The sequence below is a fragment of the Pseudomonas sp. GV105 genome (assembly GCF_003058185.1).
Classification (GTDB): domain Bacteria; phylum Pseudomonadota; class Gammaproteobacteria; order Pseudomonadales; family Pseudomonadaceae; genus Aquipseudomonas; species Aquipseudomonas veronii.
Map to the genome: position 1 here is coordinate 358,422 of NZ_QBUF01000004.1, position 26,947 is coordinate 385,368.

The window sequence follows — 26,947 nt, forward strand, 5'->3', positions numbered from 1 at the left end:
CCATGCCTTCGACTCGCAAAGCCTACCGCGCCGCCATCCTGCACAGCCTCGCCGACCCCGCCGAAGTGGGGATCGAGGCGTCCTATGAGTATTTCGAAGACGGCCTGCTGGTCATCGACAACGGCCGGATCAGCGCCCTGGCCCACGCCCACGACCTGCTGCCGCACCTGCCCGCCGAGGTCGAAATCACCCACTACCAGGACGCGCTGATCACCCCCGGGCTGATCGATACGCATATCCACCTGCCGCAAACCGGCATGGTCGGCGCTTATGGCGAACAGTTGCTGGACTGGCTCAACACCTACACCTTCCCCTGCGAACGCCAGTTCGCCGACAAGGCCCATGCCGAGGACGTCGCAGAGATTTTCATCAAGGAACTGCTGCGCAACGGCACCACCACCGCGCTGGTGTTCGGCAGCGTGCATCCGCAATCGGTGCAGGCATTCTTCGAGGCCGCCGAAAAACTCGACCTGCGCATGATCGCCGGCAAGGTGATGATGGACCGCAACGCCCCCGACTACCTGACCGACACCGCCGAATCCGGCTACCAGGAGAGCAAGGCGCTGATCGAACGCTGGCACGGCAAGGGCCGCCTGCACTATGCGGTGACGCCGCGCTTCGCACCTACCAGCACGCCGCAGCAATTGGCGCTGGCCGGGCAACTGCTGGGCGAATACCCCGACCTGTACATGCAGACGCACATCAGTGAGAACAAGCAGGAAGTCGAGTGGGTCAACGAGCTGTTCCCCGAGCGCAGCGGCTACCTGGATGTGTACGACCACTACCAGCTATTGGGCGAACGCTCGGTGTTTGCCCACGGCGTGCATCTGTGCGATGACGAATGCGCGCGGTTGGCGCAGACCGGCTCGGCAGTCGCATTCTGCCCGACCTCGAACCTGTTCCTCGGCAGCGGGCTGTTCAACCTGCCGATGGCCGAGAAGCACAAACTCAACGTGGGCCTGGGCACTGACGTCGGCGGCGGCACCAGCTTCTCGTTGCTGCAGACGTTGAACGAAGCCTACAAGGTCATGCAACTGCAAGGCGCGCGACTGAGCCCGTTCAAGTCGCTGTACCTGGCCACCCTGGGCGGTGCGCGGGCGCTGCGGTTGGAGGACAAGATCGGCACGTTGCAGCCGGGTACCGATGCGGACTTCCTGGTGCTGGACTACAACGCCACGCCACTGCTCAGCTATCGCATGAAGCAGGCCAAGGACATTGCCGAGAGGTTGTTTGTATTGATGACGTTGGGGGATGACCGGGCGGTGTTGCAGACCTATGCGGCCGGTAATCTGGTCCACCAACGCTAAGTTCAGATATGCCACAAACCCAAATGTGGGACGGGGGCTTGCCCCCGATTGCAGTGGTTCAGTCAAAGCATCCAGTGACTGATACACCGCAATCGGGGGCAAGCCCCCTCCCACATTTTTTGATCGGGCTTAGAGTTTGACCGACGAACGCCCCGGCTTCTTGCTCTGCAACAAATGCGAGAACACCGCATGCAAATCATCCGACGCGCTTTCCTCGTCGAGGTTGAGCTTGCTGTCGATATGATCCATGTGATGCATCATCAAATTCACTGCCAGCGCCGCGTCCCGGGCTTCGATCGCATCGATCAACTGGCTGTGTTCATCGTAGGAACAGTGCGAGCGGTTGCCGCTTTCGTACTGCGCGATGATCAATGAGGTCTGGGACACCAGGCTGCGCTGGAAGCTGATCAGCGGCGCGTTCTTCGCCGCTTCGGCCAGCTTCAGATGGAATTCGCCGGAAAGGCGGATACCGGCACCGCGATCGCCGCGGGAGAAGCTGTCGCGTTCGTCGTTGACCATCTGCCGCAACTCGGCCAACTGCTCCGCCGTGGCGTGCTGCACCGCCAGCTCCGTGATCGCCCGCTCGACCAGGCGCCGGGCCAGGAACACCTGGCGCGCTTCTTCGACACTCGGGCTGGCCACCACCGCGCCGCGATTGGGCCGCAGCAGTACCACGCCTTCATGGGCCAGGCGCGACAGCGCGCGGCGAATGATGGTGCGGCTCACGCCAAAGATTTCGCCGAGTGCCTCTTCGCTCAATTTGGTACCGGGTGCCAGGCGTTGTTCGAGAATCGCCTCGAAGATATGCGCGTAGACGATATCGTCCTGGGTTCCGCTGCGGCCGGTCTTGCTGGCTCGCGGTTGTTTCTTGAGAGGTTGCAACTGTTCGTTCATGGGCACTCGGATCGGGAGAACGGCGGCGAATTAACGGTAATACGGCAACAAAGAGGCGCTGGCAAGTATCAGCTAAAATCAGCGCACATTGTACACAACCCCATACGCCAACACACTGTACGGCTGTTTGCGAGCCCGGCTGTATTGCAATGAGTCGTTACGTTTGAGTTTAGGCTTGAATCTGCGCCTTCACTGGCAAACTCCCAGGTAAAAGGAACACCTCGCCATGACCGACGCCACCCAAGCGCCCTTGCGCCCACTGGCCGACACTTCTCCCTCGGCCATCGTCGCCGGTTTCATCGCCATGATGACCGGCTATACCAGCTCCCTGGTGCTCATGTTCCAGGCCGGCCAAGCCGCCGGTTTGACCAGCGCGCAGATTTCCTCGTGGATCTGGGCGATTTCCATCGGCATGGCGGTGTGCAGCATCGGCCTGTCCCTGCGCTACCGCACACCGATCACCATTGCCTGGTCGACACCCGGCGCAGCGCTGTTGATCACCAGCCTCGGCGGCGTCAGTTACGGCGAAGCCATCGGCGCCTACATCACCTGCGCGGTGCTGGTGACGCTCTGCGGGCTGACCGGCAGCTTCGAAAAACTGGTCAGACGCATCCCGGCGTCGCTGGCGGCGGCCTTGCTGGCGGGGATTCTGTTCAAGATCGGCAGCGAGATTTTCGTCGCCGCGCAGCATCGCACCGGCCTGGTGCTGGGGATGTTTTTCACCTACCTGCTCATCAAACGCCTGTCGCCGCGGTATGCGGTACTCGCCGCGCTGGTGATCGGCAGCGTGCTGTCCGGGCTGATGGGGCTCCTGGATTTCAGCGGCTTTCACCTGGAAGTGGCAACGCCGGTCTGGACCACACCGCACTTCTCGCTGGCGGCGACCATCAGCATCGGCATCCCGCTGTTCGTGGTAGCGATGACCTCGCAAAACATGCCGGGCGTCGCAGTGTTGCGCGCCGACGGCTATAACGTGCCAGCGTCGCCGCTGATCACCGTCACCGGCCTGGCCTCGCTGGTGTTGGCGCCGTTCGGCTCCCACGGCATCAACCTGGCGGCGATCAGTGCGGCGATCTGCACCGGGCCCCACGCCCATGAAGACCGTAACAAGCGCTACACGGCGGCAGTCTGGTGTGGCGTGTTCTACGGCATTGCCGGGGTGTTCGGCGCCACATTGGCGGCCTTGTTCGCAGCATTGCCCAAGGAACTGGTGCTGTCGATTGCGGCGTTGGCGTTGTTTGGCTCGATCATCAATGGCTTGAGCATCGCCATGAATGAGCCGAAGGAACGGGAAGCGGCGCTGATCACCTTTATGGTCACCGCGTCAGGCTTGACGTTGTTTTCCATCGGGTCGGCGTTCTGGGGGATCGTGGCGGGGGTGTTGACGCTGCTGATTCTGAACTGGCGCAAGGCATAAAAAAACGGCGACCCTCAGGTCGCCGTTTTGTTTAGTATCACTTAGCCGCGTTGATCGGCTTTTCCGGATACCACACGTCCATCAACGGGCTGACTTCAGCCTTGGTCAGCTCGGAACGGGTTTTCAGCCAGGCGTCAACGGCAGCACGCTGCGCTTCGGAGACCGAGCCACGCTTCTGCAGGCAAACCAGACCGTAGTCATCGCCGCCGACATAGCCCAGACCGTTGGCTTCCATGGCTTCTTTGATGAATGCTTCGAGGAAAGCGTCGATAGCTTCTTCACTCAGGCCTTCGTTGAAGTCCAGGTTCAGTTCGAAACCCAGCTCTTGAAATTCATCAACGCACAGTTTTTTGCGCAGACGCTGGGAACGGTTAGTCGCCATTGGAACAATCCTCATAAGTAATAACGGGCGGCACTTTAGCAGCTTAAGGCAGCGATTGCCCGACTCTCTGGGACAGGCGGCGAAATGCCTGGAAAAAAAACCCCGATTAGCAGCTATCGTTCAGCTACAAGTGGTTCCAGCTTGGGGCATAATGCCGACACTTTCATGACTACTGAGGGATTTTCTTACATACCCCTCGCCTTTTTCACCCTCCTCAGCAGTAGGGTTTTATTCCTTATGATCAAATCTTTGCGTCCATTGCTCCTTGCCGGCGTTCTCCTGCCGCTGGCTTTTTCCGCCACCGCCGCCCCGATCAATAACACCCTGCCACCCAACGTTGCACAGGCCCTGCAGAAGGCCAAGTTGCAGAACACCGCATTGTCCCTGGTGATGCTGCCGTTGAACGGCCCCGGCACCCCCACCGTCTTCAATGCCGACGTCTCGGTGAACCCGGCCTCCACCATGAAGCTGGTCACCACCTACGCAGCCCTGGAAATGCTCGGCCCCAACCACCAGTGGAAGACCGAGTTCTACACCGACGGCACCCTCAGCGGTGGTGTATTGCGCGGCAACCTGTACCTCAAGGGCGGCGGCGATCCCAAGCTGAACATGGAAAAACTCTGGCTGCTGATGCGCGACCTGCGGGCCAATGGCGTGCAGCAAGTCACCGGCGATCTGGTGCTGGACCGTAGCTTCTTTATCCCGCCGCAACTGCCGGAATTCAATGACGACGGCAATGACGAGAACAAACCGTTCCTGGTCAAGCCCGATGCCTTGCTGGTCAACCTCAAGGCCCTGCGCTTCGTGACCCGCAACGATTCGGGACGCGTGATCGTGTCGGTCGAGCCGCCGATCGCCAGCATTCGCATCGACAATCAGGTCAAGGCGTCCAACGCCAAGCAATGTACCGGCGACGTGCGCTACAACCCGGTGACGGCGGCGGATGGCAGCATCACCGTGACCGTCAGCGGCCAGTTGGGCGATGGCTGCAGCTCGCAGACCTACTTGTCGTTGCTCGACCACGCCACGTACACCGCCGGCGCCGTGCGGGCGATCTGGCAGGAGTTGGGCGGCACCATCCAGGGCCGTGACATCCAGGCACCGGTGCCCAAGGACGCCAAGGTACTGGCGCGGGCCTTCTCGCCGGACCTGGCGGAAATCATCCGCGACATCAACAAATACAGTAACAACACCATGGCCCAGCAGTTGTTCCTGAGCCTGGGCGCGCAGTTCCGCAACGACGCCGACGGCGACGATGCCAAGGCCGCGCAACGCGTGGTACGCCAGTGGCTGGCGAAAAAAGGCATCACCTCACCGCACCTGGTGATGGAGAACGGTTCGGGCCTGTCCCGTGCCGAACGCGTCAGCGCGCGTGAGATGGCGGCCATGTTGCAAGCCGCGTGGAGAAGCCCCTACGCCGCGGAATACATCAGCTCGATGCCAATCGCCGGCACCGACGGCACCATGCGTAAACGTCTGAAGACCACCGCCATGCGCGGTGAAGCCCACGTCAAGACCGGTACCTTGAACACCGTGCGCGCCATCGCCGGGTTCAGCCGCGACAACAACGGCAATACCTGGGTGGTGGTGGCGATCCTCAACGATCCGAAGCCGTGGGGTGCGTCGTCGGTGCTCGACCAGGTGCTGCTGGACCTGTACCGCCAGCCAAAGCTGGCGGCAGCGGCGCCAGTCCTCTAGACACCGCCACAACCTGTGGGCAAACCCGCGCCCACAGGTTGTGTACGACCTCGACATTCACACCGGCAAGCGTTCCGCTTCGACTCGATCCCTGCCCGCCTGCTTGGCCACGTACACCGCCGAATCCGCGCGCAGCAGTAACCCGTCGATCCCCTCATCGACCCGCCAACTGGCCACCCCGAAGCTGGCGGTGACGACTCCCACCGTCCCCATCGGCGCATCGCGCAGCGCCCGCCATAGCTCCATCGCCAAACCGTAGGCCTGGGCGCCGTCGGTGTTGGGGCACAACACCATGAACTCCTCGCCACCCAGGCGACAGAACACATCGGTGCGGCGCAGACGCTGGCTGATGCGCTTGCACAGTTCCTGCAACACCCCGTCGCCGACCGCATGGCCGTACTGGTCGTTGATACGCTTGAAGTGATCGATATCCAGCATGATCACCGACAACGCCCCCGAGGTGCGATTGAGGCGGACCATCTCAGCCTTGAGACGATCCTGGAAATACCGACGGTTATGGATCCCGGTGAGGGCATCGGTGATGGACAGCGCGCGCAGTTCTTCTTCCACGCGCTTGAGATCGGAAATGTCCGACACATAGCCATGCCACAGCGTACCGCCGCCCGGCAGTTCTTCCGGCGTGGCCTCACCGCGGATCCAGCGCAGGCCCCGTTGCGGCAGTTGCACGCGGTACTCTTCGCGCCAGTGGCTCAATTGCAGCGCGGATAAGCGGATCGACGCACGCACCCGCTCGACGTCCAGCGGGTGGATGCGCTCCAAGACCTGCGTTGCATCCCGTTGCAGCACCCCTGTGTCGATCTCATAGATATCGCGCATGCCATCACTGGCGTAGACAAACCGCCACTTGTCCTGGGGTTCCAGAGTGAATTGGAAGATCCCGCCCGGGACATGGGCGCTGAGCTTTTTCAGCAGACGGTCGCGCACGGCCAGGGCCTCATAGGCGCGTTTTTGCTCGGTGACATCCAGGTACATCGCCAGGTGCCCGACCCATAAGCCATGGTCATCCAACAACACGGTGCCCAACATATTCACCGTCAAACGGCTGCCATCCTCGCGCACCAAGGTCCACTCGCGCGCCTCGTGCGGGCTGCCCGGGCTCTCCACCAGCATCGCCTGGCTCGGCGGGATTCGCCGGCCCAATGCAATGCTCAGACTCGCCGCACGCACATCCAGCTCCGCCGCCACATGCAGGCTCTCCAGGGTCGAGCGGCCGAGTATGTGCTCGGCCTTGAACCCCAGCATCTGCTCGGCACCGGCGTTGAAGGTGTTGATCACGCCGTGCAAGTCGGTGGCAATGATCGCAACCTGCGTCGCGGCGTTCAGCACACTGCGTAACTGGCCATGGGCGCTGCGCAGTTCCTGCTCGCGCAGGCGTAGCTGCACGGTACGCTGCTCCACCAGTTTCAAGGCGCGCTGACGCTGGCTGACCAACATATAGAGCAAGACACTGAGCAACAGGCTGAAGAGCCCGCCCACGGCCAGGATCGGGACCAACGACGAGCCGTTGCCCTGTTCGAACACCTGGCTGGGGCGCAGGTTCAGGGCGTAGACATGATCGCCGAGGGTGAGGCGACGCGCGGCGATCAGATCGCTGTCGGCCAGGGCATTGCTGGATTCGTACAACAGGCGCCCTTGCTGGTCGGAAGTGTCGACGATCTGCGTCACCAGATTATCGCGATCCGACTTGGGCAAGCCGTCGGCCATCAACTGGCGCATGCTGATCACGGCCATCACAAAGCCGTAGGGTTCTGTTCCGCCCGGGGAGACGACCGGCGCGACCAATAACACCCCGGTGGCATAGGCCGGTTCCACCCCCACCAACTGCATGGGCTGGGACACGGCCAGCTTGCCGCTCGCTTGTGCGCGCTCCAGGGTCGAGCGCCGCAGCGGCTGGGCCAGCAGGTCAAAGCCCAGCGGCGAACCGAGCAGGCTTCGGGTCTGGCTGTACAGGACCGGCACGTATTCATCGCGCTCCACCGCCGGGGCCAACTCACCGCGTGAATTCAGTTCCCGTATGCTGAACGGCAGACCGCGCTGGCGCGATACGTCCTGTTCAAACTGAGCGCGCTGATCACGCATAACCCGCGGCGCCCAGGCATAGGCCCGGGAACGCAGCAGCAAAGGCTGGGCAAAACCGTCGAACTCGTCGCGGGACACATCATTGGAATTGACGAAGAAGCGTTGCAGGCTGGTCAGGCGTTGCTCCTGGTCCTCGAAACGCTCCTGCAGACGGGTGAATCGCTCATTGACCAACAGCTGGAAACGCTGGCGCCCCTGCTGTTGATAGAGATCGGATGTCGCCCAGGCGACGATGATCGTCAAAGCGCTACCGCCCAGAAACACCACCAATGCCATCAACCAAGCCGATACCTGCTCATTGATAAAACCTAGGATCTTCGGGCGAACGGCTTGCAACGGCATAGGCAACACTCACAACGCCAGCGTGTGGGGGATCACTTTGGCCGGACATTTAGTTATAGCGAGCGGCCCTCCGTTTGACCAGCGTAAAAAAGCCGCAAGACCGGATAATTCCAGGCTTGCGGCTGATGGGTGGAGCAATCAGCGAGCAGTGATTTTCCAGGCCCGATGGATCTTCGCGTTACGCGCAAAATCCGGATCGAGGGTCTTGTCGCTGATTTCCTCGACCGCGTAGCGTTCGCTGAGGTTGTCCTCAAGCACGAACTTGCGGAAGTTGTTCGAGAAGTACAGCACGCCGCCCGGTGCCAGGCGCGCCATGGCGAGGTCGAGCAGTTGCACGTGGTCGCGCTGCACGTCGAAGATCCCTTCCATGCGCTTGGAGTTGGAGAAGGTCGGCGGGTCGATGAAGATCAGGTCGAACTCATCGCGACTGGCTTCCAGCCACGCCATCACATCACCCTGCTCCAGGCGGTTCTTGTCGGAGAAACCGTTGAGGGAGAAGTTGCGGCGCGCCCAGTCCAGGTAGGTCTTGGACAGGTCGACGCTGGTCGTGGTGCGCGCGCCGCCCTTGGCCGCATGCACGCTGGCGGTGGCGGTGTAGCAATACAGGTTGAGGAAACGCTTGCCGGCCGCCTCTTTCTGGATACGCATACGCATCGGCCGGTGGTCGAGGAACAGGCCGGTGTCGAGGTAGTCGGTGAGGTTGACCAGCAGCTTCACGCCGCCTTCGCTGACCTCGGTAAACTTACCCTGGGCGCTCTGGCGTTCGTACTGCTTGGTGCCGCTCTGACGCTCGCGGCGCTTGACCACCACGCGGCTCTTGTCGATGTTCAGCGCCTGGGGAATGGCCGCCAATGCGTCGAACATGCGCGCGGAGGCTTTTTCCGGGTCGATGGATTTCGGCGCGGCGTATTCCTGCACGTGGACCCAATCGTGATACAGGTCGATGGCCATGGAATATTCCGGCATGTCGGCATCGTAGACGCGGTAGCAATCCACGCCCTCACGCTTGGCCCACTTGCCCAGTTGCTTGAGGTTCTTTTGCAGGCGGTTGGCAAACATCTGCCCGCCTTCGCTCAGGCGCGCCTGTTCGACCACAGGGGCCGGCGCCGGTGCAGGTTTGATCGGGTTGCCGTTCTTGTTGTACTGACGCTCTTGCGGCTCGGTCGGGGCCTGGTCGTAGGCGGCTTGTTCACGTTCGGCCTGGCGCTGCTCCGGGGTGCGGCGCTCGCCGGTGACGAACTGGTCCGGGTTGACCTTGATCAGCAGCAATTTGCACGGCAAAGCGCCGTTCCAGAACGAATACTGCTTGTGACTGCGGATGCCCATGCGCTTGCCCAGGTCCGGCGCGCCGGTGAACACCGCCGCCTCCCAGCCCATGCACGCCTGGCGCAGACGCTCGCCGAGGTTCTGGTAGAGGTACAACAGGCTCGCTTCGTCGCCCAGCCGCTCGCCGTAGGGCGGGTTGCAGATCACCAGGCCTTTCTGGTTCTGGTCCGGGCGCGGCTCGAACGTGCCGACTTCGCCCTGGTACACCTTGATCCAATGGCTGAGACCGGCACGCTCGATGTTGTTGCGAGCAGGCTGGATCAAGCGCGGATCGGCTTCGTAGCCACGAATCCACAACGGCGGCTTGTTCATGCCGATGGCAGCGCGCTCGCTGGCCTCGGTGTGCAGTTTCTTCCACAACGCCGGGACGTGACCGAGCCAGGTGGTGAAACCCCACAGTTCGCGATTGAGGTTGGGCGCCATATCGGCGGCGATCATCGCGCCTTCCACCAGGAAGGTGCCGACGCCGCACATCGGGTCGGTCAACGCGCCGCCTTCCGCAGCGATGCGCGGCCAGCCGGCACGGATCAGGATGGCTGCAGCGAGGTTTTCCTTCAACGGTGCCGCGCCCTGCTGCAGGCGGTAACCGCGCTGGTGCAGGCTGTGGCCGGACAGGTCGAGGGAGAGAATCGCTTCGCCACGGTCCAGGCGCAGGTGGATGCGCAGGTCCGGGTTGATCTTGTCGATGGACGGACGCTCGCCGGTCGGGGTGCGCAGCTTGTCGACAATCGCATCCTTGACCTTCAGCGCGCCGAAGTGGGTGTTGTCGATGCCCGAGCCGTGACCGCTGAACTCCACCGCCAGGCTGCCGTCCGGGACCATGTGATCGGCCCAGTCGATATCCAGCACGCCATGGTAGAGGTCTTCGGCGTCCTTCATCGGGAAGCGCTTGAGGACCAGCAACACGCGGTTGGCCAGGCGCGACCAGAGGCACAGGCGGTAGGCGGTTTCCATGTCGGCCATGCCGCGCACGGCCGAGGTGTGCTCGCGGGCTTCCTCAAGGCCAAGCCCGACGGCTTCCTCGATCAGCAGGCCTTCGAGGCCCTTGGGGCAGGTGAGGAAGAGTTCAAAACGGTCCGACATGGGCAATCCAGGCTTTTCAGCAATAAATGAACGGGCGACGCATCGCCGGCTCGGTTTTCAATCAAGCACTTTTCTTGAAGAGTGCCCGCGTGGCACGAATGTGCCGTCCCACCCCGTCTGGCGGGCCTGTGGGCCTTGATTGACGGGGCAGAGAGATAAGTTATGCAACAAAAAGAAATATTCAGACCCTTCGTCGAATAATAACCGACTGCAACGGGCGGGCTTTTTCAGCAAGGGATTAAGCCATTCTCTTCGTAAGGCACATCATAGCCGGCTTTGCCCAATAAAAGGGGCGAAAAGCCATCCCAGCTTATGGCTATAACATCGTTATTGTTACGTGCTTATGACAAAACGATCATTGAATCCATGTGACCTATTGGTTAGAACTCAACACAGGTCAGCGCCACAACGGCACTGGCACATTGGCTCGCCACGCCGGCAGCGGGCCGCACCAACGGCAGAAAAACTCTGCCCGGCCTCAGACGAGGCCGAAGGATATCAAGACAGTCAACAAGTGAGGGAAACACCCTATGAGAAGACTTAAGCGTGATCCGTTGGAAAGAGCATTTTTACGCGGATATCAATACGGCGTTCATGGCAAATCCCGTGAGCTTTGCCCATTTACTCTACCGTCGGTACGCCAAGCCTGGATCAACGGCTGGCGAGAAGGACGCGGCGACAACTGGGACGGTATGACAGGCACTGCGGGCATCCACAGACTCAACGAACTTCACGCGGTCGGCTAATCAAGGGCATTCAATTCCGACACCAGCACGAATATAGCTAACGACTTAACCACGCACGCCCTATCCAGGCGGCGGGCTTCGGCCCAGGGGCTCCTCTTGAGGAGCCCTTTTTATTGGGCGTGTGTCAGGCCTTTTTGGGCAATGCCGCAATCGCGTCCACCGCCTCGCGAATCAGCGCCGGGCCTTTGTAGATAAAGCCGGAATACAGCTGCACCAGGCTCGCACCAGCGGCGATCTTCTCGGCCGCTTGCTTGCCTTCGGTGATACCGCCGACCGCGATGATCGGCAAACGCCCGGCCAGCTCGGCGGCCAGCACCTTGACGATGTGCGTGCTCTTGTCACGCACTGGAGCGCCCGACAAGCCGCCCGCCTCGTCGCCATGGGCCAGGCCTTCAACGCCGACACGGCTGAGGGTGGTGTTGGTGGCAATCACCGCATCCATGCCTGACTCCACCAGGGCCTGGGCGACCAGCACGGTTTCTTCATCCGTCATGTCCGGGGCGATCTTGATCGCCAACGGCACACGCTTGCCATGGCGCACGGCGAGGTCTTCCTGGCGCAGGCGCAAGGCTTCGAGCAATTGCTTGAGGGAGTCACCGAACTGCAGGCTACGCAGGCCCGGGGTGTTGGGCGAGCTGACGTTCACCGTGACGTAGCTGGCGTGGGCGTAGACCTTGTCCAGGCAGATCAGGTAGTCATCCACCGCGCGCTCCACCGGCGTATCGAAATTCTTGCCGATGTTGATCCCGAGGACGCCCTTGTACTTCGCCGCCTGGACCCGCGACAGCAGGTGATCGACACCGAGGTTGTTGAAGCCCATGCGGTTGATGATCGCCTCGGCCTCCGGCAGGCGAAAGATGCGCGGCTTGGGGTTGCCCGGTTGAGGGCGCGGGGTCACGGTGCCGATTTCGACGAAACCGAAACCCAACTGCGCAAAGCCATCGATGGCCGTACCGTTCTTGTCCAGGCCGGCAGCCAGCCCGACCGGGTTGGGAAAGTCGAGCCCCATCACCGAAACCGGCATTTTCGCCGGTGCCTTGCATACCAGGCCATTGAGCCCCAGGCGGCCACCGGCACCGATCAGGTCCAGGGACAGATCATGGGAAGTCTCCGGGGAGAGTTTGAACAACAGCTGGCGGGCCAGGGTATACATGGGCGGGCTAGACTCGGATGGCGGCGATAAGTGGCGGCGATTATAGCCGGGCTGGCGGCCTGCGTGCGAGGCGTGCCGCCCAATCGTCAGTAGCGATGCGCGACCAACGCTTCGTAACGGGCCCAGACCTTCTGTGCGTACTGCAAGCGCAACGCCTCACGCTGTGGACCAGGCCCCGGGCCTGCGTTATAGGCGCCGATGGCCGTCCAGTTATAGCCGAAGCGCTGAACGAACTCGGCAAGAATCGAGGCCCCGACCTCTATTGACAGGCACGGCTCACTCAACAGCCGGTCTTCGGTGATGCCTAGTTTGAGCAAGCGGGGCAAGTGAATGCTGTTGATCTGCATCAGGCCGATATCGCGGGTGCCGTTGCGATTGTTGTAATTCATCGCGCCCGCACGGTAACCCGACTCTACGGCGGCAATGGCCTGCAGCAATTCCGGCTCAAGATCGTAGCGACTGGCCACCTCGTCCCAACAATACGCCAGCGCCTTATTGCTGCCCATCAGCACCACCAGCAACAGGCCCTTGCGCCACGCATTGCGCATCCCGGGGCTACCTGCCACAGGCCGAACAAACATCGATAGGCTGCAACGAGGCGCGCTCGGCTGGCCGCACCGGGCATGTAAAGCGATAGCCCCTGCCATAGATCGTCTTGATAAACCCTTTGTCGGCGCGCAGATGTTTACGCAACGAATAAATGCAGCGTGTCAGCGATTCCTCCGACACCTCCCCCTGGCGCCAAGCCATTTCAAGCAAACAGTCTTTGGTCATCAGCGCACCACCGGACACCAACAACAAGCGCAGCACTTGCCATTCCTTGGGCGGCAACTGGATATCCGCGTCCTCGCCGGTCAAGCGTCCATCGCCATGCAGGGTCCAGCGGCCAAAGACCAGGGAAATCGTCATCCCTCCATCATTCACCACGGCCATACACACCTCTGCATCCAACCACTGACATTGAAATCCTGATTTCCAGAAATGGCGCATACGCCGACTGCACGACTATAAAAAAAGCCTCCCCGAGCCACCCTAGGAGAAAGCCCATATCAGCAGGGCTTTCCGGAATCGCCTTGTAAGAAATCTCACTGGAACTGATAACTAAGGCGATACCCACTCCTGGTAGACCTCAAGCAGCTCAACCCCCAGGCGGTCTTCCAACTGCACCAGCTCGCCCAGAGCCAGTAACTGACCGTTGACGCGCACTTCCACGCAATGGATGACCTCCGGTGCCAGCGGCAGCACTTTCCCCGGTGCAAACAACGCCAGCCGCTTGCGCGTGATCAGTTGTTCCTGCAAAAGAATTTCCAGATGCATGACGAGCGCCTACCTCATTGATCGACATCGCGAATCGACCGCACAAACGCACGGTGCACCCGTTCGTATTGCGGCTGAGTCAGCGGTGGCGGCCCGACGGTGCCATCCAGGGTCTTGAGCTCGTTGCCCACGGCCCGGGCCTGAATCACAAACAGCCGTACTTCGGCACGCTGGCCAGGCGCAGTGGCACGCCCCTGCGCATCAACATCCCGGCGAAACCCGCCCAACCACAGGCGTTTCCCCTGCGGCATCCGAACGACACTGCTGACGCTGACCCGCCCGACTGCGGTCATTTTCTGACGCCGCCCCGCCTCGCCCATCTGGCGGTCATCCTCAAGGCTCAGCAGCATCTCGATCTCGTTCGCCTCGGCAAACCGCGGCAACGCGCTGACCTGGGTGCCATAGCGTATGGGTTTCCAGTCGGTGCGAGCGACGGCGGGCCCCGGCACGTAGAGTGTGTGGTTATCCTGGAACACCGCAGGAACGTTCTCCTGGGTGAGAATCACCGGCAGTGTCACCACCCGCGCGCGCCGTCGTCGCTCCAGCACGGCGATCTGCGCCATCAGGCGATTGTCCTCCAACGGCTCCAGCACCCGGGTCGCCGAAGTTGATGTGTGGGTTTCCTCGGCCCAGGCCTGGTCGATTTTCTTCAGTTCGTCACGGTCCACGTCCACCAGCCACAGCGAAACCTCGATGGCGCGCTTGGGCACATCCAGCTCCGCCACCAATTGTTCGATAAAACGCACCTGGGCAGGCTTGCCCTTGATCAGCAGGCTGTTGGTATCCGGGTAAGGAATCACGGCCAGGCTCTTGTCGGCCAGCAAGCCGGGCGGCCGTTGCGCGGGGGCCTGTTGTTCGCGGGAAAGCACGGTCTCGATCAGCGACGCCATGCCCGGCACATTGACCTTTTCCTCGCCCATCACGTACTCGCGGTCCGCCACATGGGTATTGAGCACCTGCACCACGCCAAACGCCTGCTGGCCCACACGGAGCGCGGCCCGCTGGCGGTCCATCAATTGCGTAAGGTGCAGCACCTGGTCGACATAGTTCGCCGGCCCGGACACATAGAACATCCGGCCCCCGCTCTCCCGCAGCGGGTAGCGGGACTCATCGAGCCCCGAGCGACGCATGAACTCGCGCAGCCTTGAGACGGAAATATGCCGCAGCGTCACCGCCGAGCTCTTCGCTTCATCTGCTGCGTAGAGGTAGAGCACCTGCCCGTCGCTGTACCAGATCAGGTGATGCTGCTCGGCTACCGCCTCCAGCACCTGCTGCGCCCGGCTGAAATCGTAGGTTCCGTCAACGCGTTGCCGAGCCGCCGCCCGGCTGACAACGACCGGCAGGCCGAGAGGCAGCGACAACGCGCTGAAAAACGTGTGCAGGCTTTCGTCCCGCGCCTGGTAAGTCTCACCCCGGGCAGACGCACAGCCCAGCATCAACACCGCGTAAAACAGCCAGCGGCACAGCCGATGGGCGGCCATCGTTGTCGGAGAATCAGCGTACACCGTGGGGTTTCCTGGGCAGTCTGGCATAGGGAAGCGGCCATACTGAAAGCCTGTGGCGTTTCAATCTTGATGGAAAGTTGACGGCGTAGCGCGCCGTTCCGCCCGTGGCATGTGCCTTGCTATGCACTCTGTATCAGAGCGCGCGCCAACGTCGGAGCGGGCTTACGGACAAAGGCGTCGTTACCCGCAATGGCTCGCGCCGCCATCTGAGGGAGCGACGCTTTTTTTTGAACGAAAAGGTAGGTGTTGATGAACGATTCGGACGGCAACAGCCCGATAAACGACCCGCTGGCCTGGGTCAACGGCAGTGACGCCCCGGAAAAGAGCAGCCTCGACCTGGGCTTCATGGCCTTGAGCGACTGCGCCTCGCTGGTGGTCGCGGCCACCCAGGGCTTCGCGCAACCCTATGGCTTGACACTGAACCTCAAGCGTCAGTCGTCGTGGGCCAACCTGCGCGACAAACTGGTCAGCGGCGAACTGGATGCCGCCCACAGCCTGTATGGGCTGATCTACGCCGTACACCTGGGCATCGGCGGCGTGGCCGCCACCGATATGGCGGTACTGATGGGGCTGAACCAGAACGGGCAGAGCATCAACCTGTCCCACGACCTGCAACAGCAAGGGGTGGTCACTCCTGAGGCACTGGATCGCCACGTGCACCAAAGCCGAACAAAACTGACCTTCGCCCAGACGTTTCCCACAGGCACCCACGCCATGTGGCTGTATTACTGGCTGGCGAGCCAAGGTATCCATCCATTGCAGGATGTGAACAGTGTGGTGGTACCGCCGCCGCAAATGGTGGCGCACCTATTGGCCGGGCGCATCGACGGTTTTTGTGTCGGTGAACCCTGGAGCGCCAGTGCGGTGAAGCAGAACCAGGGCTTCACCCTGGCGACCAGCCAGGCGATCTGGCCGGACCACCCGGAAAAGGTGCTCGGCTGCACCCAAGCGTTCGTCGACCAATACCCCAACACCGCCCGCGTACTGGTGATGGCGATTCTGGAGGCCAGCCGCTTTATCGAGGCGAGCCAAGAAAACCGCCGTTCCACCGCGCAGCTGCTCAGCGCCCGCGAGTACCTCGACGCGCCACTCGACTGCATCGAGCCGCGTCTGCTCGGGACTTACGACGATGGGCTTGGCAACCAGTGGCAAGATCCCCACGCACTGCGCTTTTTCGCCGATGGCGAGGTGAACGTGCCCTACCTCTCCGACGGCATGTGGTTCATGACCCAGTTTCGCCGCTGGGGCCTGTTGCGCGAAGACCCGGACTACCTCGGCATTGCCCGCCAAGTGCAGCAACTGGAGCTGTATCGCCAGGCAGCCGATGCCGTCGGCGTCACCGCGAACGCCCAGGACATGCGCAGCAGCCAACTGATCGACGGCAAGATCTGGGATGGCTCCGCCCCCGCCGCCTACGCCCGCAGCTTCCGCCTGCATGCCCTGGCCGACCACACCAGCCGCCACGCCTTGCGCTGACAGGAGGACCGATATGTTGCGAATCCTGTTGATCAACGACACACCGCGCAAGGTCGGGCGCCTCAAGGCGGCACTGACCGAGGCCGGGTTTGAGGTGATCGATGAGTCGGGCCTGACCATCGATCTGCCTGCGCGCGTCGAAACGGTGCGGCCGGACGTAATCCTGATCGATACCGAGTCACCCGGCCGCGATGTGATGGAGCAAGTGGTGCTGGTCAGCCGCGACCGACCGCATCCGATCGTGATGTTTACCGACGAGCACGACCCGGACGTCATGCGCCAGGCCATCAAATCCGGCGTCAGCGCCTACATTGTCGAAGGTATCCAGGCCCAACGCCTGCAGCCGATCCTCGACGTGGCCATGGCCCGCTTCGAAAGCGACCAGGCTCTACGCGCCCAGCTGCAGGCCCGCGATCAACAGCTGGCCGAGCGCAAGCGCATCGAACTGGCCAAAGGCATGCTGATGAAAATGAAGAACTGCAACGAGGAAGAGGCCTACACCCTGATGCGCCGCCAGGCCATGAGCCGCCAGCAGAAACTGATCCAGGTGGCGGAGCAGATCATCGCCATGAGCGAGTTGCTGGGCTAACCCTCCTCGACAGCGGCTACGGCAGATTGGCCCAGGACTTGCTAAGTATTCAACACAGGTAACCAACGGCGGTTGCCCCTTCACGACAAAGACGTCGCACACCCGGTTTGCCCTCGCGGACCCGGTGGCGGCGTTTTTTTGTTTTGGCCCTTTGACACGGGGCCGGTGGGGCGGCCGTAGCCGGCTGTTCCATCACCAGGCCTTCTTACAAGACTCCCAACCGTTGAGGTGCGTGATGAAATCAAGCTTCTGGAAATCCGGGCACACCCCGACCCTGTTTGCCGCGTTCCTGTATTTCGACCTGAGCTTCATGGTCTGGTACCTACTGGGCCCGCTGGCGGTGCAGATCGCCGCCGACCTGCACCTGACCACGCAACAACGCGGTCTGGTGGTGGCGACCCCCATCCTGGCAGGCGCAGTGCTGCGTTTTCTGATGGGCATGCTGGCGGACAGACTCTCGCCCAAGACCGCCGGGCTGATCGGCCAGGTGATTGTGATCGCCGCACTCTTCGGCGCCTGGAAACTCGGCATCCACAGCTATGAACAAGCCCTGTTGCTGGGGCTGTGCCTGGGGATGGCCGGAGCGTCCTTCGCGGTCGCCCTACCGTTGGCGTCCCAGTGGTATCCCGCGGAGCACCAGGGCAAAGCCATGGGCATCGCCGGCGCCGGCAACTCGGGCACTGTGTTCGCAGCCATATTGGCACCGGTGCTTGCAGCGGCGTTCGGCTGGAGCAATGTGTTCGGTTTCGCCCTGATTCCGTTGATCCTGACCCTGATCATCTTCGCCTGGCTTGCGCGCAATGCCCCCGAACGCCCGAAGGCCAAATCCATGGCCGATTACTTCAAGGCCCTCGGCGACCGTGACAGCTGGTGGTTCATGTTTTTCTACAGCGTGACCTTCGGCGGCTTTATCGGCCTGGCCAGCGCCCTGCCCGGCTACTTCAACGACCAATACGGCCTGAGCCCGGTGACCGCCGGCTACTACACCGCCGCCTGCGTGTTCGGCGGTAGCCTGATGCGCCCACTCGGCGGCGCCCTGGCCGACCGATTCGGCGGGATTCGCACGTTGCTGGGCATGTACAGCGTGGCGGCGATCTGCATCGCTGCGGTGGGTTTCAACTTGCCCAGCTCCTACGCGGCCCTGGCACTGTTCGTCTGCACCATGCTCGGCCTTGGCGCCGGTAATGGCGCGGTGTTCCAGTTGGTGCCCCAGCGTTTCCGCCGCGAGATCGGCGTAATGACCGGCCTGATCGGCATGGCCGGCGGTATCGGCGGTTTCGCCCTGGCAGCAGGCATGGGTGCGATCAAACAAAGCACCGGCAGCTATCAACTGGCCCTGTGGTTGTTCGCCAGCCTTGGCGTACTGGCCTGGTTCGGCCTGCACGGCGTCAAGCGCCGCTGGAGAACCACCTGGGGCTCGGCTGCCGTGACCGCCGCGCGCGTCTGATGAGCCTGCACCTGAGCGTCGCCCAGGCCAGCGCCATCGGCCCGCGCGCCGAGAACCAGGACGCCCTGCGTGTGGTCACGCCCCTGGCGGAGCTGGCCGCGAGCAAGGGTTACCTGTGCGCCATCGCCGACGGTGTCAGCCAATGCGCCGACGGCGGTCTGGCCGCACGCTCGACCTTGCAGGCGCTGGCCCTGGACTATTACGCCACGCCGCAAACCTGGGGTGTGGCCCAGGCGCTCGAACGTCTATTGCTCGCGCAGAATCGCTGGCTGCGGGCCAATGGCGGTGGCCAGCCGTTGCTGACCACCCTCAGTGCCCTGGTGTTTCGCGGGCAACGCTTCACCTTGGCCCACGTCGGCGATTGCCGGGCGTATCGCTGGCTGGACGGCGAATTGCAGCGCATCAGCGAAGATCATGTATGGGAACAGCCGGGCATGCAGCATGTGCTCAAGCGCGCGCTCGGCCTGGATCAACACCTGGTGCTGGATTTTCTCGACGGCCAATTGCGCGAGGGCGAATGCTTCCTGCTGCTCAGCGACGGCGTGTGGGCGACTTTGGGTGATCACAGCATCAGTGCGATCCTGCGCGAGCAGACCGACCTCGATCTGGCGGTACACACCCTGGTCACCGCCGCACACCTGGCCGGCAGCCAGGACAACGCCAGTGCCCTGCTGGTACGCATCGATAAACTCGGCGCCGCGACCCTGGGCGACGCGCTGGTGCAATTGCAGCAATGGCCGCTGCCACCCGCGCTGAAAGCCGGGCAACAGTTCGAAGGCTGGCAGGTGGAAAGCGTATTGGCGCAGAGCCGCCAGTCGTTGCTGTACCGGGTCCGCGATGCCCAGCAGCAACCCTGGTTGCTGAAAACCCTGCCCCTCAGCCGTGACGATGACAACGACGCCGGTCAAGCCTTGCTGTCGGAGGAATGGTTTCTGCGGCGGGTGGCCGGGCGCGCGTTTCCTGAAGTCCACGCGGCCAGCGGGCGTCAGCACTTGTACTACGTGATGCGTGAATATCCGGGGCAAACCCTGGCGCAATTATTCCTGCAACAGGGCCCATTGCCCCTGGCGCAATGGCAATTCGTGGCCGAACGTTTACTGCGGGCGGTGGGTCTGTTGCATCGTCGGCAAATACTGCACCGTGACATCAAACCGGAGAACCTGCTGCTGGGTGACGATGGTGAGTTGCGCGTACTGGATTTCGGCCTGGCCTACTGCCCGGGTCTCTCCGAGGATCGCGCGCATGTACTGCCCGGCACACCAAGCTTTATCGCGCCCGAAGCGTTCCAGGGCGACCGTCCCACAGCCCAACAAGACTTATACAGCGTAGGTGTCAGCCTGTATTACTTGCTGACTGGGCATTACCCCTACGGTGAAATTGAGGCTTTCCAACGGCCCAGATTCACCCAACCGGTCAGCGCCAGCCGCTACCGCCCCGACCTGCCGGACTGGTTACCGCTCAGCCTCGAGCGCGCGGTGGCGGCTCAACCTGCACAACGCTATGAAACCGCCGAAGAATGGCTGCTGGTGCTGGAGCAGGCAGACCGACGGGAACTGAGTGTCCGCCCCCGGCCGTTGTTGGAGCGGGAACCCTTGAAGGTCTGGCGCACCCTGGGGTTGCTCTCGATGCTGATCAATCTGGCGCTTCTTTACTTACTCTTTCACCGCTGACGTCATCTCTAGACGAGGGAAAACACATGAACGCAAAAGTCTGGCTGGTGGGCGCGGGCCCTGGCGACCCGGAGCTGTTGACCCTCAAGGCGGTTCGGGCGATGAACTGCGCCGATGTGGTGCTGATCGATGATCTGGTCAACCCGCAGGTACTGGAACACTGCGCGGCAGCGCGGGTGATCACCGTCGGTAAACGTGGGGGCTGCCGCTCAACGCCGCAGGACTTCATCCACCGCCTGATGTTGCGCTACGCCCGCCAGGGCAAGTGCGTGGTACGGCTCAAGGGCGGCGACCCGTGCATTTTCGGGCGCGGTGGCGAAGAGGCGATGTGGCTGCGCGAACGCGGCGTCGAAGTCGAGTTGGTCAACGGGATCACAGCCGGGCTGGCGGGCGCGACGAACTGCGCGATTCCACTGACCTTGCGTGGTGTCAGCCGCGGCGTGACGCTGGTCACAGCGCACACCCAGGACGACAGCAGCCTTAATTGGCGCGCGCTGGCGGAAGGCGGGACGACGCTGGTGATCTATATGGGGGTGGCGAAGCTGGAAGAGCTTCGTCAGCAGTTGCTGGAAGGCGGGATGGCCGCGGATATGCCCGTGGCAATGATCGAAAATGCCTCATTGCCGCAGCAGCGGGAGTGCCGTAGCCATTTGTCGCAGATGCACGAGGATGCACAGGCGTTCGCCCTGAAGAGCCCGGCGATCCTGGTGATCGGCAGTGTCGCCGCCACCTCGCAAGCAGCGAACGTCGCAGCGGCAGCCAGCGCCTGAGGCAAACCCCAGGCGAAAAAAAACCCGGCCGAAGCCGGGTTTTTTTCTACTACTCAGTAATTACTGAGCAGCTTGAGCTTCAACAGCAGCTTCTACGCGACGGTTGATAGCGCGGCCAGCTTCAGTTGCGTTGTCAGCAACTGGGCGGGATTCGCCGTAACCTACCGAGCTAATGCGGCTAGGAGCTACGCCGTCTTTAACCAGGACTTGCTTAACAGCGTCAGCACGACGCTGGGACAGCTTCTGGTTGTAGGCGTCTGGGCCCACGGAGTCAGTGTGACCAGCCACTTCTACGTGGGTAGCTGGGTACTGCTTCATGAAGTCAGCCAGGTTTTTCACGTCGGCGTAGCTGTTAGGCTTAACCACGGACTTGTTGAAGTCGAACTTAACGTCCAGCTCAACACGAACAACGTTGGCAACCGGTGCTTCTGGCTCTGCAACTGGCTCTGGAGCTGGTGCTGGGGTAGGAGCTGGAGCAACTGCGCCAGCGTTACCGCCGAAGTTCACACCCAGGCCGACCAGTGCGGAGTAATCCCACTTGCCGTTGTCCAGTGCGTAGTCAGCTTCAACACCGGCACGAGCGTACAGGTTGTTGGTGAAGTAGTACTTCACGCCAGTACCAGCGATGAGCTGGGTAGTTTGGTCGCGACCGCTGTGGCCGTCAGCACGAACGTTGCCACGGCTCTGGTGACCGACACCGCCTTCTACGTATGGACGCAGGGAGTCGACGCCAGCTTGACCGAAGTGATACTGGGCCACGAGGCTGGTGGTATCGCCTTTGATCTTCTGGCTACCGGTACCGTCGTTCGAACGGGTGTGGTTGGTCTTGTCGTAGGACAAGTCCAACGACAGGTCGTCGGTCAGGAAATAACCAATGCGAGCGCCTGGGTTGAAGCCGTCTTCGATATGATTGACGCTATCGTTGTACTGCTTCTTGTAGAACAGCTCGCCTTCAACTGCGCCTTGGCCTTGTGCCAGAACGCCGAAAGAAGTAGCGGCAATAAGAGAACCAATGGCCAAGCCCAAGGTGTTTTTCAGTTTCATCCGTTAAATCCCCATCTGGTGATTGTAAAGCAGTCCCACAAACCGGGGGACAACTCGGCGACAAGTCTAACAGAACTTGCCTACACGTAAGAGATATTTGCCACGCACTAAGTTTCAGTCTCGCCCGCAAATTTCTCACGTAATTTATCAAGAGCACGTTTGTAACGCATTTTTGTAGCACTCAAACCCATATGCATGATGTCAGCGATTTCCTGAAATTCCAGCTCTGCGACAAAACGTAGCACCAGAATTTCGCGGTCAATCGGGTTCACATGCACCAACCAGCGATCAAGTCCGCCCTTCTCCTCGGGTGCCGGCGTCTTTTCTTCAGACGCCTCCTCAAGGGGGTCCAGACTCAAGGCGTCCATCAAGCGACGCTTTCGCCGTTCCTTACGATACTGCGTGATGCACTCGTTGTACGTGATGCTGTAGAGCCAGGTCTTGAACTTCGATTTGCCCTCGAAGTTCTTCAGGCCATACAACACCTTGAGCATCACTTCCTGACAGACATCATCCGCATCTCTATCGTTCCCTAAATACCTTGAACAAACGTTGAACAGAGTGCGTTGATATCTGCGCATCAATTCTTCATACGCGCGTGTTACGTGAAACAGCTCCGTGTGCGAGCGCGCGACCAACTCCTCATCAGAGAGCTCACGGGGGTCATAGCGCGTGGACAGCGTTTGGGCTTTATTCAAAACAAGTCGTGCCGACAGTCAGGTCAATGTCCGCCACAGCCCGGTCACCCGGGTTCGCGGCGGCGTACATTAGCAGGGTTTGCCGGGTTAGCGGCTACTGACCTGCTGCTCCAGGAGAATCCGATTGGACAGCGACACCAGGTCGCCGTCATCGGTCAGCACAGTTGTCTTGACCGTACCGATCTCCTCGATTTGCCCCTCGACCTCGCCCACACGCACGTGCTGCCCTACCTGATACAACTCACGCACATAGATTCCCGCCAGAATCTGACCGGCAATTTCCCGACTTCCCAGACCCATGGCCAGCGCAACGGCCAGACCAACGGTAATCAAAACAATCACAATCACGTGGTTGAGCAGGTCAGTCTTGACCTCCAACTGGCTGATCGCGACGGAAATACTGATGATGATCACGAGCCCCTGGGCGATTCGCCCCAGGCCTGCCGCGTAGTCCAGCCCGACCCCTTCAGCGGCCCCGCGTACCAACCCGTTGGCTAATTGTGCGAGCAAAACGCCGACGAGAAGCACCAGCGCGCCGCCGAATACCTTCGGCAAATACAGTGCCAGCATGTCCAGCGTAGCTGAAACTCGCTCAAGGCCAAGGGATTGAGCCGCAGAAACCAGAAAAATCAACAAAACGAACCAGTAAACGATCTTGCCGATCAAGGTCGAGATCGGCACTTGCAGCCCGGCGCGGCCGAGCAGCTTGGTCAGGCCGGTGCCTGCCATCAAACGGTCCAGACCGAGTTTGGCGAGCAGCTTGGACAGCAGGGTGTCGAGCAGCTTGGCCACGACAAAACCCAGCAATACCAGGACCAGCGCCCCAAACAGGTTGGGAATGAAATTCGCCACCTTGGTCCACAATGCGGTCATCGCGGTGACCAGGCTCTGGGTCCAGAGATCAAGTTCCATATTCAATCAGCCTTATCAGCAGTGCGAGCAAGAGGTTTACGACGGGAAACCGGCGAGACGTGGGCCGAACCATTGTTCAGGGCCATCATCAACGCCGGCAGCCAACGACCGAGCAGACCGAACAGATCCCCCGCCCCGACCTGACGGTTGGCGGTTTTCAACACGCGGCCCAGGCAGGCATCGTCATCCCGGTTGGATGGCGAAGCATTGAGCATGTCACGCAAAGACTGTTCGAACGGATCGTGCATAAAGACCTCTCGCAAGTGTTTTAAAAGACGAGGGTTAAATTCCTGAGGTCACATCGGCCCCTTCCTACGTTCAGGTCATATTCAGCTCAAACCCAGCGCAATCGTCGAAATAGCCACCATTGTCCGAGCGCCACCGAGACCATCAACAGGCAGGCAATCACAAATCCATAAGGGCTGGCGGAGAACGGTATGCCCCCCACATTGATACCTAACAAGCCGGTCAGAAAACTCATCGGCAGGAAGATCCCGGTGATGATCCCGAAGCGGTACATTGTACGGTTCATGCGTACGCTCAAGCGCCGATCTTCGGCCTCCAGCACAAGCCCCACGCGCTCCCGGGTCAATTCGAGTTCTTCCAGGTAGCGGGTCAGGCTGTTGTTCAATTCGTTCCAATAGTCGGCATCGTCATCACAGAACCACGACAATTTGATCCGCGTCAGTTGGGCAAAGATATCCCGCTGCGGCGCCAGGAATCGCTTGAGCCCGGCCGCTCGCCGACGGATCTGCAAAATGCTGCCATGCTCCGGGGTATACCGTTCGTCGGTATCGAGTTTTTCTTCCTCTACGTCGACGATTTCAGACAGGTCGGACACCAGGTCCTGGACTTTGTGCGTCAGGTACTGCGCCATATACAGGATGAGTTCAGACGCGGTTTTTGGCCCCTTGCCATCCGCCAACTGCACCAGCAACTCATCGGTGGCGCGCAACGGGCGCAAGCGCAGGGAAATCACCCGGCTGGCAGCGGCGAAGATACGCACCGAAACCATGTCTTCCGGCTCGGCGCCAGGGTTGAGGTTGACCCCGCGCAGGAACAGCAGGAGTTCCGCGTCCGGCAACGGCAACAGGCGCGGGCGGGTGTTCTCCTCCAGCAGCAGGTCACAGGCGAACTCACTCAAGCCACTGGCCTTGCGCAGCCAAGTCTGGGTTTGCGGGTGGCTGCGATCCCAATGCAGCCACAGGCTTTCCTGGGGCTGCAGTTGCAATTGGTCAAGCTCAGTTCGGGCAATCGAACGCGCACCGCCTTTACCATCCAGCACCAGGGCATGCACCAGGCCCCACTGCGCGTTTTCTTCCTCGAACATCCTCACCCCTGTCGGTTATTGCGGTTTATTCAGGCATTTTCAGCGGGCTGGGCGACACGATCACGCCATTATTGTCGGCGTAGATGTATTCACCCGGACGGAATGTCACACCGGCAAAGGTCACTGCCACGTTCAAGTCGCCAATGCCGCGCTTGTCAGTCTTCATCGGGTGGCTAGCCAACGCCTGCACGCCGAGGTCGGTCTGGGCGACGACGTCGACATCCCGGATGCAACCGTAGATCACCAGCCCTTCCCAACCGTTTTTCGCGGCTTTCTCGGCGATCATGTCGCCCAGCAGCGCGCGACGCAGGGAGCCACCACCGTCGACCACCAGCACCTTGCCGGCGCCTGGCTGGTCGGCCTGCTCCTTGACCAGGGAGTTATCTTCGAAGCATTTGATGGTGACGATCTCGCCGCCAAAGGAATCGCGGCCGCCGAAGTTGCTGAACATCGGCTCGGCCACCTGCACCAGTTCCGGGTAGGCGTCGCAAAGATCGGGAGTGACGTAGTGGTTCATTGAAAATTTCCTTTCTGTCAAAGACGTGTCTTTCGAAAGAGGCGCCGGCCGAAGCAGCAGCAAAACATCCCATCCGTTTCGCCGTTACGCAATAGCCACTGCGCGACTGAATATGACCAGAAGCATTTAACGCGTCATATCTTAGCCGCAACCAAAGACGAGCGAAACGCCCTTGGCAGAGCGCTGCGTCAAACTACGACCAATGCATCAGCCTGAGCACCCAACAATGGTGTCAGCGGATCTTTCAGCCATTGCGCCACCAACGGCCAGACCTCGGCCTGGGCCGCTTTGCTGACCAACATCTCCACATGCCCGAAATCCCCGGTAAAACCTTGTTGGCGCCCCAGGCGCAGGTATTGCCGCGGCGCCGAGCCGATTTGTTCGTACAGCTTGCGGCAGGCCCAGTCCGGGTCCTGCTGGTCGCCGGCGGCACTGACGACCAGCAGCGGCACGTCGACTTCCGCCAGGCCTTTCCACCAATCACGGCCGGCCTCGCCAAACCGGCCGAAGAGGCCATGCCAGCGCATGCTCTCGATCATTACGCCCACCGGCTCGTCCTCGGGGCCGCGCTTGAGCCGCGGGCCGGACAACTGGCCAAAGCGCTTCAGGAGCAAGCGAGCGCCCCACTCCAGCGGTGGAATTTTCAACGGCCAGTAGGTGCGACTGACCTGGCTGCCGAACAGCGCCACTGAAGCCACCGCCGGCGCACCGAGGTACTGGCCACCCAAGGCCGCCGCCAGGGTGGTGCCGCCCAGGGAATGCCCGATCCAGTGGGGAATCTGCGCGCTCTGTTCGCGCACGAACGCACCGATGGCCGGCAAATCGTAGCGGGCGTAGTCCGCGACCCGATTGCGGGTGTAGTCCTGATTGCGCTTGGACAGGCCGTGGCCGCGCATTTCCGGTATCCACACATCGAACCCCTGGCGTGCCAGGTAGGCGCCCAGGCCGACGCCTTTGGGCGAGTACCAGAAGCGCCGGTTGGAAAAGCTGCCATGTAACAAAATCACAGGGATGCCGCGGTTTTGCGCGACATCGGCCAGGCCCAGACGCGTCACGGCCAGCTCGACGGTGCCGTCGGGACTGTTGCCGGGTTTGAGCCGGTACACATCTTCACTCAGGTCGCCACGACGTTCAGCGCTGATCAGGGCGACGGGAAACAGGTTGCTGCTGCTTTGCATAATGCTCTTGCACAAAAAAGGGCGGCGTCCGGAAGGAGTTCCGCCC

At 61.4% G+C, this 26,947-nt stretch carries 25 protein-coding genes; 9 read left to right on the forward strand and 16 right to left on the reverse strand.

What is annotated here, in order from left to right; all coding sequences use genetic code 11:
* The first annotated feature begins 2 nt into the window (after nucleotides 1-2).
* A complete protein-coding gene (gene guaD, locus C8K66_RS10105) occupies nucleotides 3-1,307 on the forward strand; it encodes a guanine deaminase (protein ID WP_108524753.1) in 1,305 nt (434 codons plus the stop codon).
* Between the two features lie 129 nt (nucleotides 1,308-1,436).
* On the opposite strand, the gene C8K66_RS10110 is transcribed toward guaD, so the two are convergent.
* Complete coding sequence (locus C8K66_RS10110; protein WP_046382440.1) at nucleotides 1,437-2,201, reverse strand: GntR family transcriptional regulator; 765 nt, start codon at nucleotides 2,199-2,201, stop codon at nucleotides 1,437-1,439.
* Between the two features lie 226 nt (nucleotides 2,202-2,427).
* Between C8K66_RS10110 and C8K66_RS10115 the strand changes: the two genes are divergently transcribed.
* Entirely contained in the window at nucleotides 2,428-3,618 is a 1,191-nt protein-coding gene (locus tag C8K66_RS10115; protein WP_046382439.1) for a benzoate/H(+) symporter BenE family transporter, read from the forward strand.
* A gap of 37 nt (nucleotides 3,619-3,655) precedes the next feature.
* On the opposite strand, the gene C8K66_RS10120 is transcribed toward C8K66_RS10115, so the two are convergent.
* Nucleotides 3,656-4,000, reverse strand: a complete 345-nt coding sequence (locus C8K66_RS10120) for a YggL family protein (RefSeq protein WP_046382438.1) — start codon at nucleotides 3,998-4,000, stop codon at nucleotides 3,656-3,658.
* A gap of 237 nt (nucleotides 4,001-4,237) precedes the next feature.
* On the opposite strand from C8K66_RS10120, the gene dacB reads away from it, so the two are divergent.
* Nucleotides 4,238-5,698 carry a D-alanyl-D-alanine carboxypeptidase/D-alanyl-D-alanine-endopeptidase gene (dacB, locus tag C8K66_RS10125; RefSeq protein ID WP_046382437.1) on the forward strand — a complete coding sequence of 487 codons (1,461 nt, stop codon included), beginning with the start codon at nucleotides 4,238-4,240 and terminating at the stop codon, nucleotides 5,696-5,698.
* Between the two features lie 57 nt (nucleotides 5,699-5,755).
* On the opposite strand, the gene C8K66_RS10130 is transcribed toward dacB, so the two are convergent.
* Together C8K66_RS10130 and rlmKL are read right to left on the reverse strand one after the other, a co-directional pair.
* The gene (locus C8K66_RS10130; RefSeq protein WP_108524755.1) at nucleotides 5,756-8,140 is read right to left on the reverse strand and encodes a diguanylate cyclase; all 2,385 of its coding nucleotides are present in this window, start codon (nucleotides 8,138-8,140) and stop codon (nucleotides 5,756-5,758) included.
* A gap of 138 nt (nucleotides 8,141-8,278) precedes the next feature.
* The gene (gene rlmKL, locus C8K66_RS10135; RefSeq protein ID WP_017845222.1) at nucleotides 8,279-10,549 is read right to left on the reverse strand and encodes a bifunctional 23S rRNA (guanine(2069)-N(7))-methyltransferase RlmK/23S rRNA (guanine(2445)-N(2))-methyltransferase RlmL; all 2,271 of its coding nucleotides are present in this window, start codon (nucleotides 10,547-10,549) and stop codon (nucleotides 8,279-8,281) included.
* Nucleotides 10,550-11,079: 530 nt separating this feature from the next.
* Between rlmKL and rmf the strand changes: the two genes are divergently transcribed.
* Nucleotides 11,080-11,295 (forward strand): ribosome modulation factor, encoded by a 216-nt coding sequence (gene rmf / locus C8K66_RS10140; RefSeq protein WP_002553055.1) that lies wholly within the window; start codon nucleotides 11,080-11,082, stop codon nucleotides 11,293-11,295.
* 124 nt (nucleotides 11,296-11,419) lie between these two features.
* Here rmf and C8K66_RS10145 read toward each other — a convergent pair whose 3' ends face one another.
* The 5 genes from C8K66_RS10145 to sctC all read right to left on the reverse strand — a co-directional run bounded on the left by C8K66_RS10145 (nucleotide 11,420) and on the right by sctC (nucleotide 15,246).
* A complete protein-coding gene (locus C8K66_RS10145) occupies nucleotides 11,420-12,448 on the reverse strand; it encodes a quinone-dependent dihydroorotate dehydrogenase (protein WP_108524757.1) in 1,029 nt (342 codons plus the stop codon).
* An 86-nt stretch (nucleotides 12,449-12,534) separates the two neighbouring features.
* Nucleotides 12,535-12,996, reverse strand: coding sequence for a transglycosylase SLT domain-containing protein (locus C8K66_RS10150; protein ID WP_108524759.1), 462 nt, complete (start codon nucleotides 12,994-12,996; stop codon nucleotides 12,535-12,537).
* Between the two features lie 7 nt (nucleotides 12,997-13,003).
* Entirely contained in the window at nucleotides 13,004-13,381 is a 378-nt protein-coding gene (locus C8K66_RS10155) for a winged helix-turn-helix domain-containing protein (protein WP_057003808.1), read from the reverse strand.
* Nucleotides 13,382-13,549: 168 nt separating this feature from the next.
* A complete protein-coding gene (locus C8K66_RS10160) occupies nucleotides 13,550-13,765 on the reverse strand; it encodes a FliM/FliN family flagellar motor switch protein (RefSeq protein WP_017845218.1) in 216 nt (71 codons plus the stop codon).
* Between the two features lie 14 nt (nucleotides 13,766-13,779).
* Nucleotides 13,780-15,246 (reverse strand): type III secretion system outer membrane ring subunit SctC, encoded by a 1,467-nt coding sequence (gene sctC / locus C8K66_RS10165; protein ID WP_108524761.1) that lies wholly within the window; start codon nucleotides 15,244-15,246, stop codon nucleotides 13,780-13,782.
* Nucleotides 15,247-15,519: 273 nt separating this feature from the next.
* Between sctC and C8K66_RS10170 the strand changes: the two genes are divergently transcribed.
* The 5 genes from C8K66_RS10170 to cobA all read left to right on the forward strand — a co-directional run bounded on the left by C8K66_RS10170 (nucleotide 15,520) and on the right by cobA (nucleotide 21,222).
* Complete coding sequence (locus C8K66_RS10170) at nucleotides 15,520-16,746, forward strand: CmpA/NrtA family ABC transporter substrate-binding protein (RefSeq protein ID WP_108524763.1); 1,227 nt, start codon at nucleotides 15,520-15,522, stop codon at nucleotides 16,744-16,746.
* A 13-nt stretch (nucleotides 16,747-16,759) separates the two neighbouring features.
* Complete coding sequence (locus C8K66_RS10175; protein ID WP_046382429.1) at nucleotides 16,760-17,335, forward strand: ANTAR domain-containing response regulator; 576 nt, start codon at nucleotides 16,760-16,762, stop codon at nucleotides 17,333-17,335.
* 235 nt (nucleotides 17,336-17,570) lie between these two features.
* Nucleotides 17,571-18,782 carry a NarK/NasA family nitrate transporter gene (locus C8K66_RS10180; protein WP_017845214.1) on the forward strand — a complete coding sequence of 404 codons (1,212 nt, stop codon included), beginning with the start codon at nucleotides 17,571-17,573 and terminating at the stop codon, nucleotides 18,780-18,782.
* Nucleotides 18,782-20,452, forward strand: a complete 1,671-nt coding sequence (locus C8K66_RS10185) for a bifunctional protein-serine/threonine kinase/phosphatase (RefSeq protein ID WP_108524765.1) — start codon at nucleotides 18,782-18,784, stop codon at nucleotides 20,450-20,452. The genes C8K66_RS10180 and C8K66_RS10185 overlap by 1 nt, the downstream gene beginning before the upstream one ends.
* Before the next feature lie 26 nt (nucleotides 20,453-20,478).
* On the forward strand, nucleotides 20,479-21,222 hold the full coding sequence (gene cobA / locus C8K66_RS10190) for a uroporphyrinogen-III C-methyltransferase (RefSeq protein WP_108524767.1): 744 nt from the start codon (nucleotides 20,479-20,481) through the stop codon (nucleotides 21,220-21,222).
* A gap of 60 nt (nucleotides 21,223-21,282) precedes the next feature.
* On the opposite strand, the gene C8K66_RS10195 is transcribed toward cobA, so the two are convergent.
* The 7 genes from C8K66_RS10195 to C8K66_RS10225 form a co-directional block, all read right to left on the reverse strand.
* Entirely contained in the window at nucleotides 21,283-22,266 is a 984-nt protein-coding gene (locus C8K66_RS10195; protein ID WP_046382426.1) for an OmpA family protein, read from the reverse strand.
* A 107-nt stretch (nucleotides 22,267-22,373) separates the two neighbouring features.
* Nucleotides 22,374-22,964 carry an RNA polymerase sigma factor SigX gene (gene sigX, locus C8K66_RS10200; protein ID WP_046382425.1) on the reverse strand — a complete coding sequence of 197 codons (591 nt, stop codon included), beginning with the start codon at nucleotides 22,962-22,964 and terminating at the stop codon, nucleotides 22,374-22,376.
* Nucleotides 22,965-23,051: 87 nt separating this feature from the next.
* The gene (locus C8K66_RS10205) at nucleotides 23,052-23,876 is read right to left on the reverse strand and encodes a mechanosensitive ion channel domain-containing protein (protein ID WP_017845209.1); all 825 of its coding nucleotides are present in this window, start codon (nucleotides 23,874-23,876) and stop codon (nucleotides 23,052-23,054) included.
* Between the two features lie 2 nt (nucleotides 23,877-23,878).
* Nucleotides 23,879-24,124 (reverse strand): hypothetical protein, encoded by a 246-nt coding sequence (locus C8K66_RS10210; protein ID WP_005790375.1) that lies wholly within the window; start codon nucleotides 24,122-24,124, stop codon nucleotides 23,879-23,881.
* Nucleotides 24,125-24,210: 86 nt separating this feature from the next.
* A complete protein-coding gene (locus C8K66_RS10215) occupies nucleotides 24,211-25,206 on the reverse strand; it encodes a zinc transporter ZntB (RefSeq protein WP_017845208.1) in 996 nt (331 codons plus the stop codon).
* A 25-nt stretch (nucleotides 25,207-25,231) separates the two neighbouring features.
* A complete protein-coding gene (gene rraA / locus C8K66_RS10220) occupies nucleotides 25,232-25,723 on the reverse strand; it encodes a ribonuclease E activity regulator RraA (RefSeq protein ID WP_017845207.1) in 492 nt (163 codons plus the stop codon).
* A 188-nt stretch (nucleotides 25,724-25,911) separates the two neighbouring features.
* A complete protein-coding gene (locus C8K66_RS10225; protein WP_108524769.1) occupies nucleotides 25,912-26,901 on the reverse strand; it encodes an alpha/beta fold hydrolase in 990 nt (329 codons plus the stop codon).
* Nucleotides 26,902-26,947: the final 46 nt, after the last annotated feature.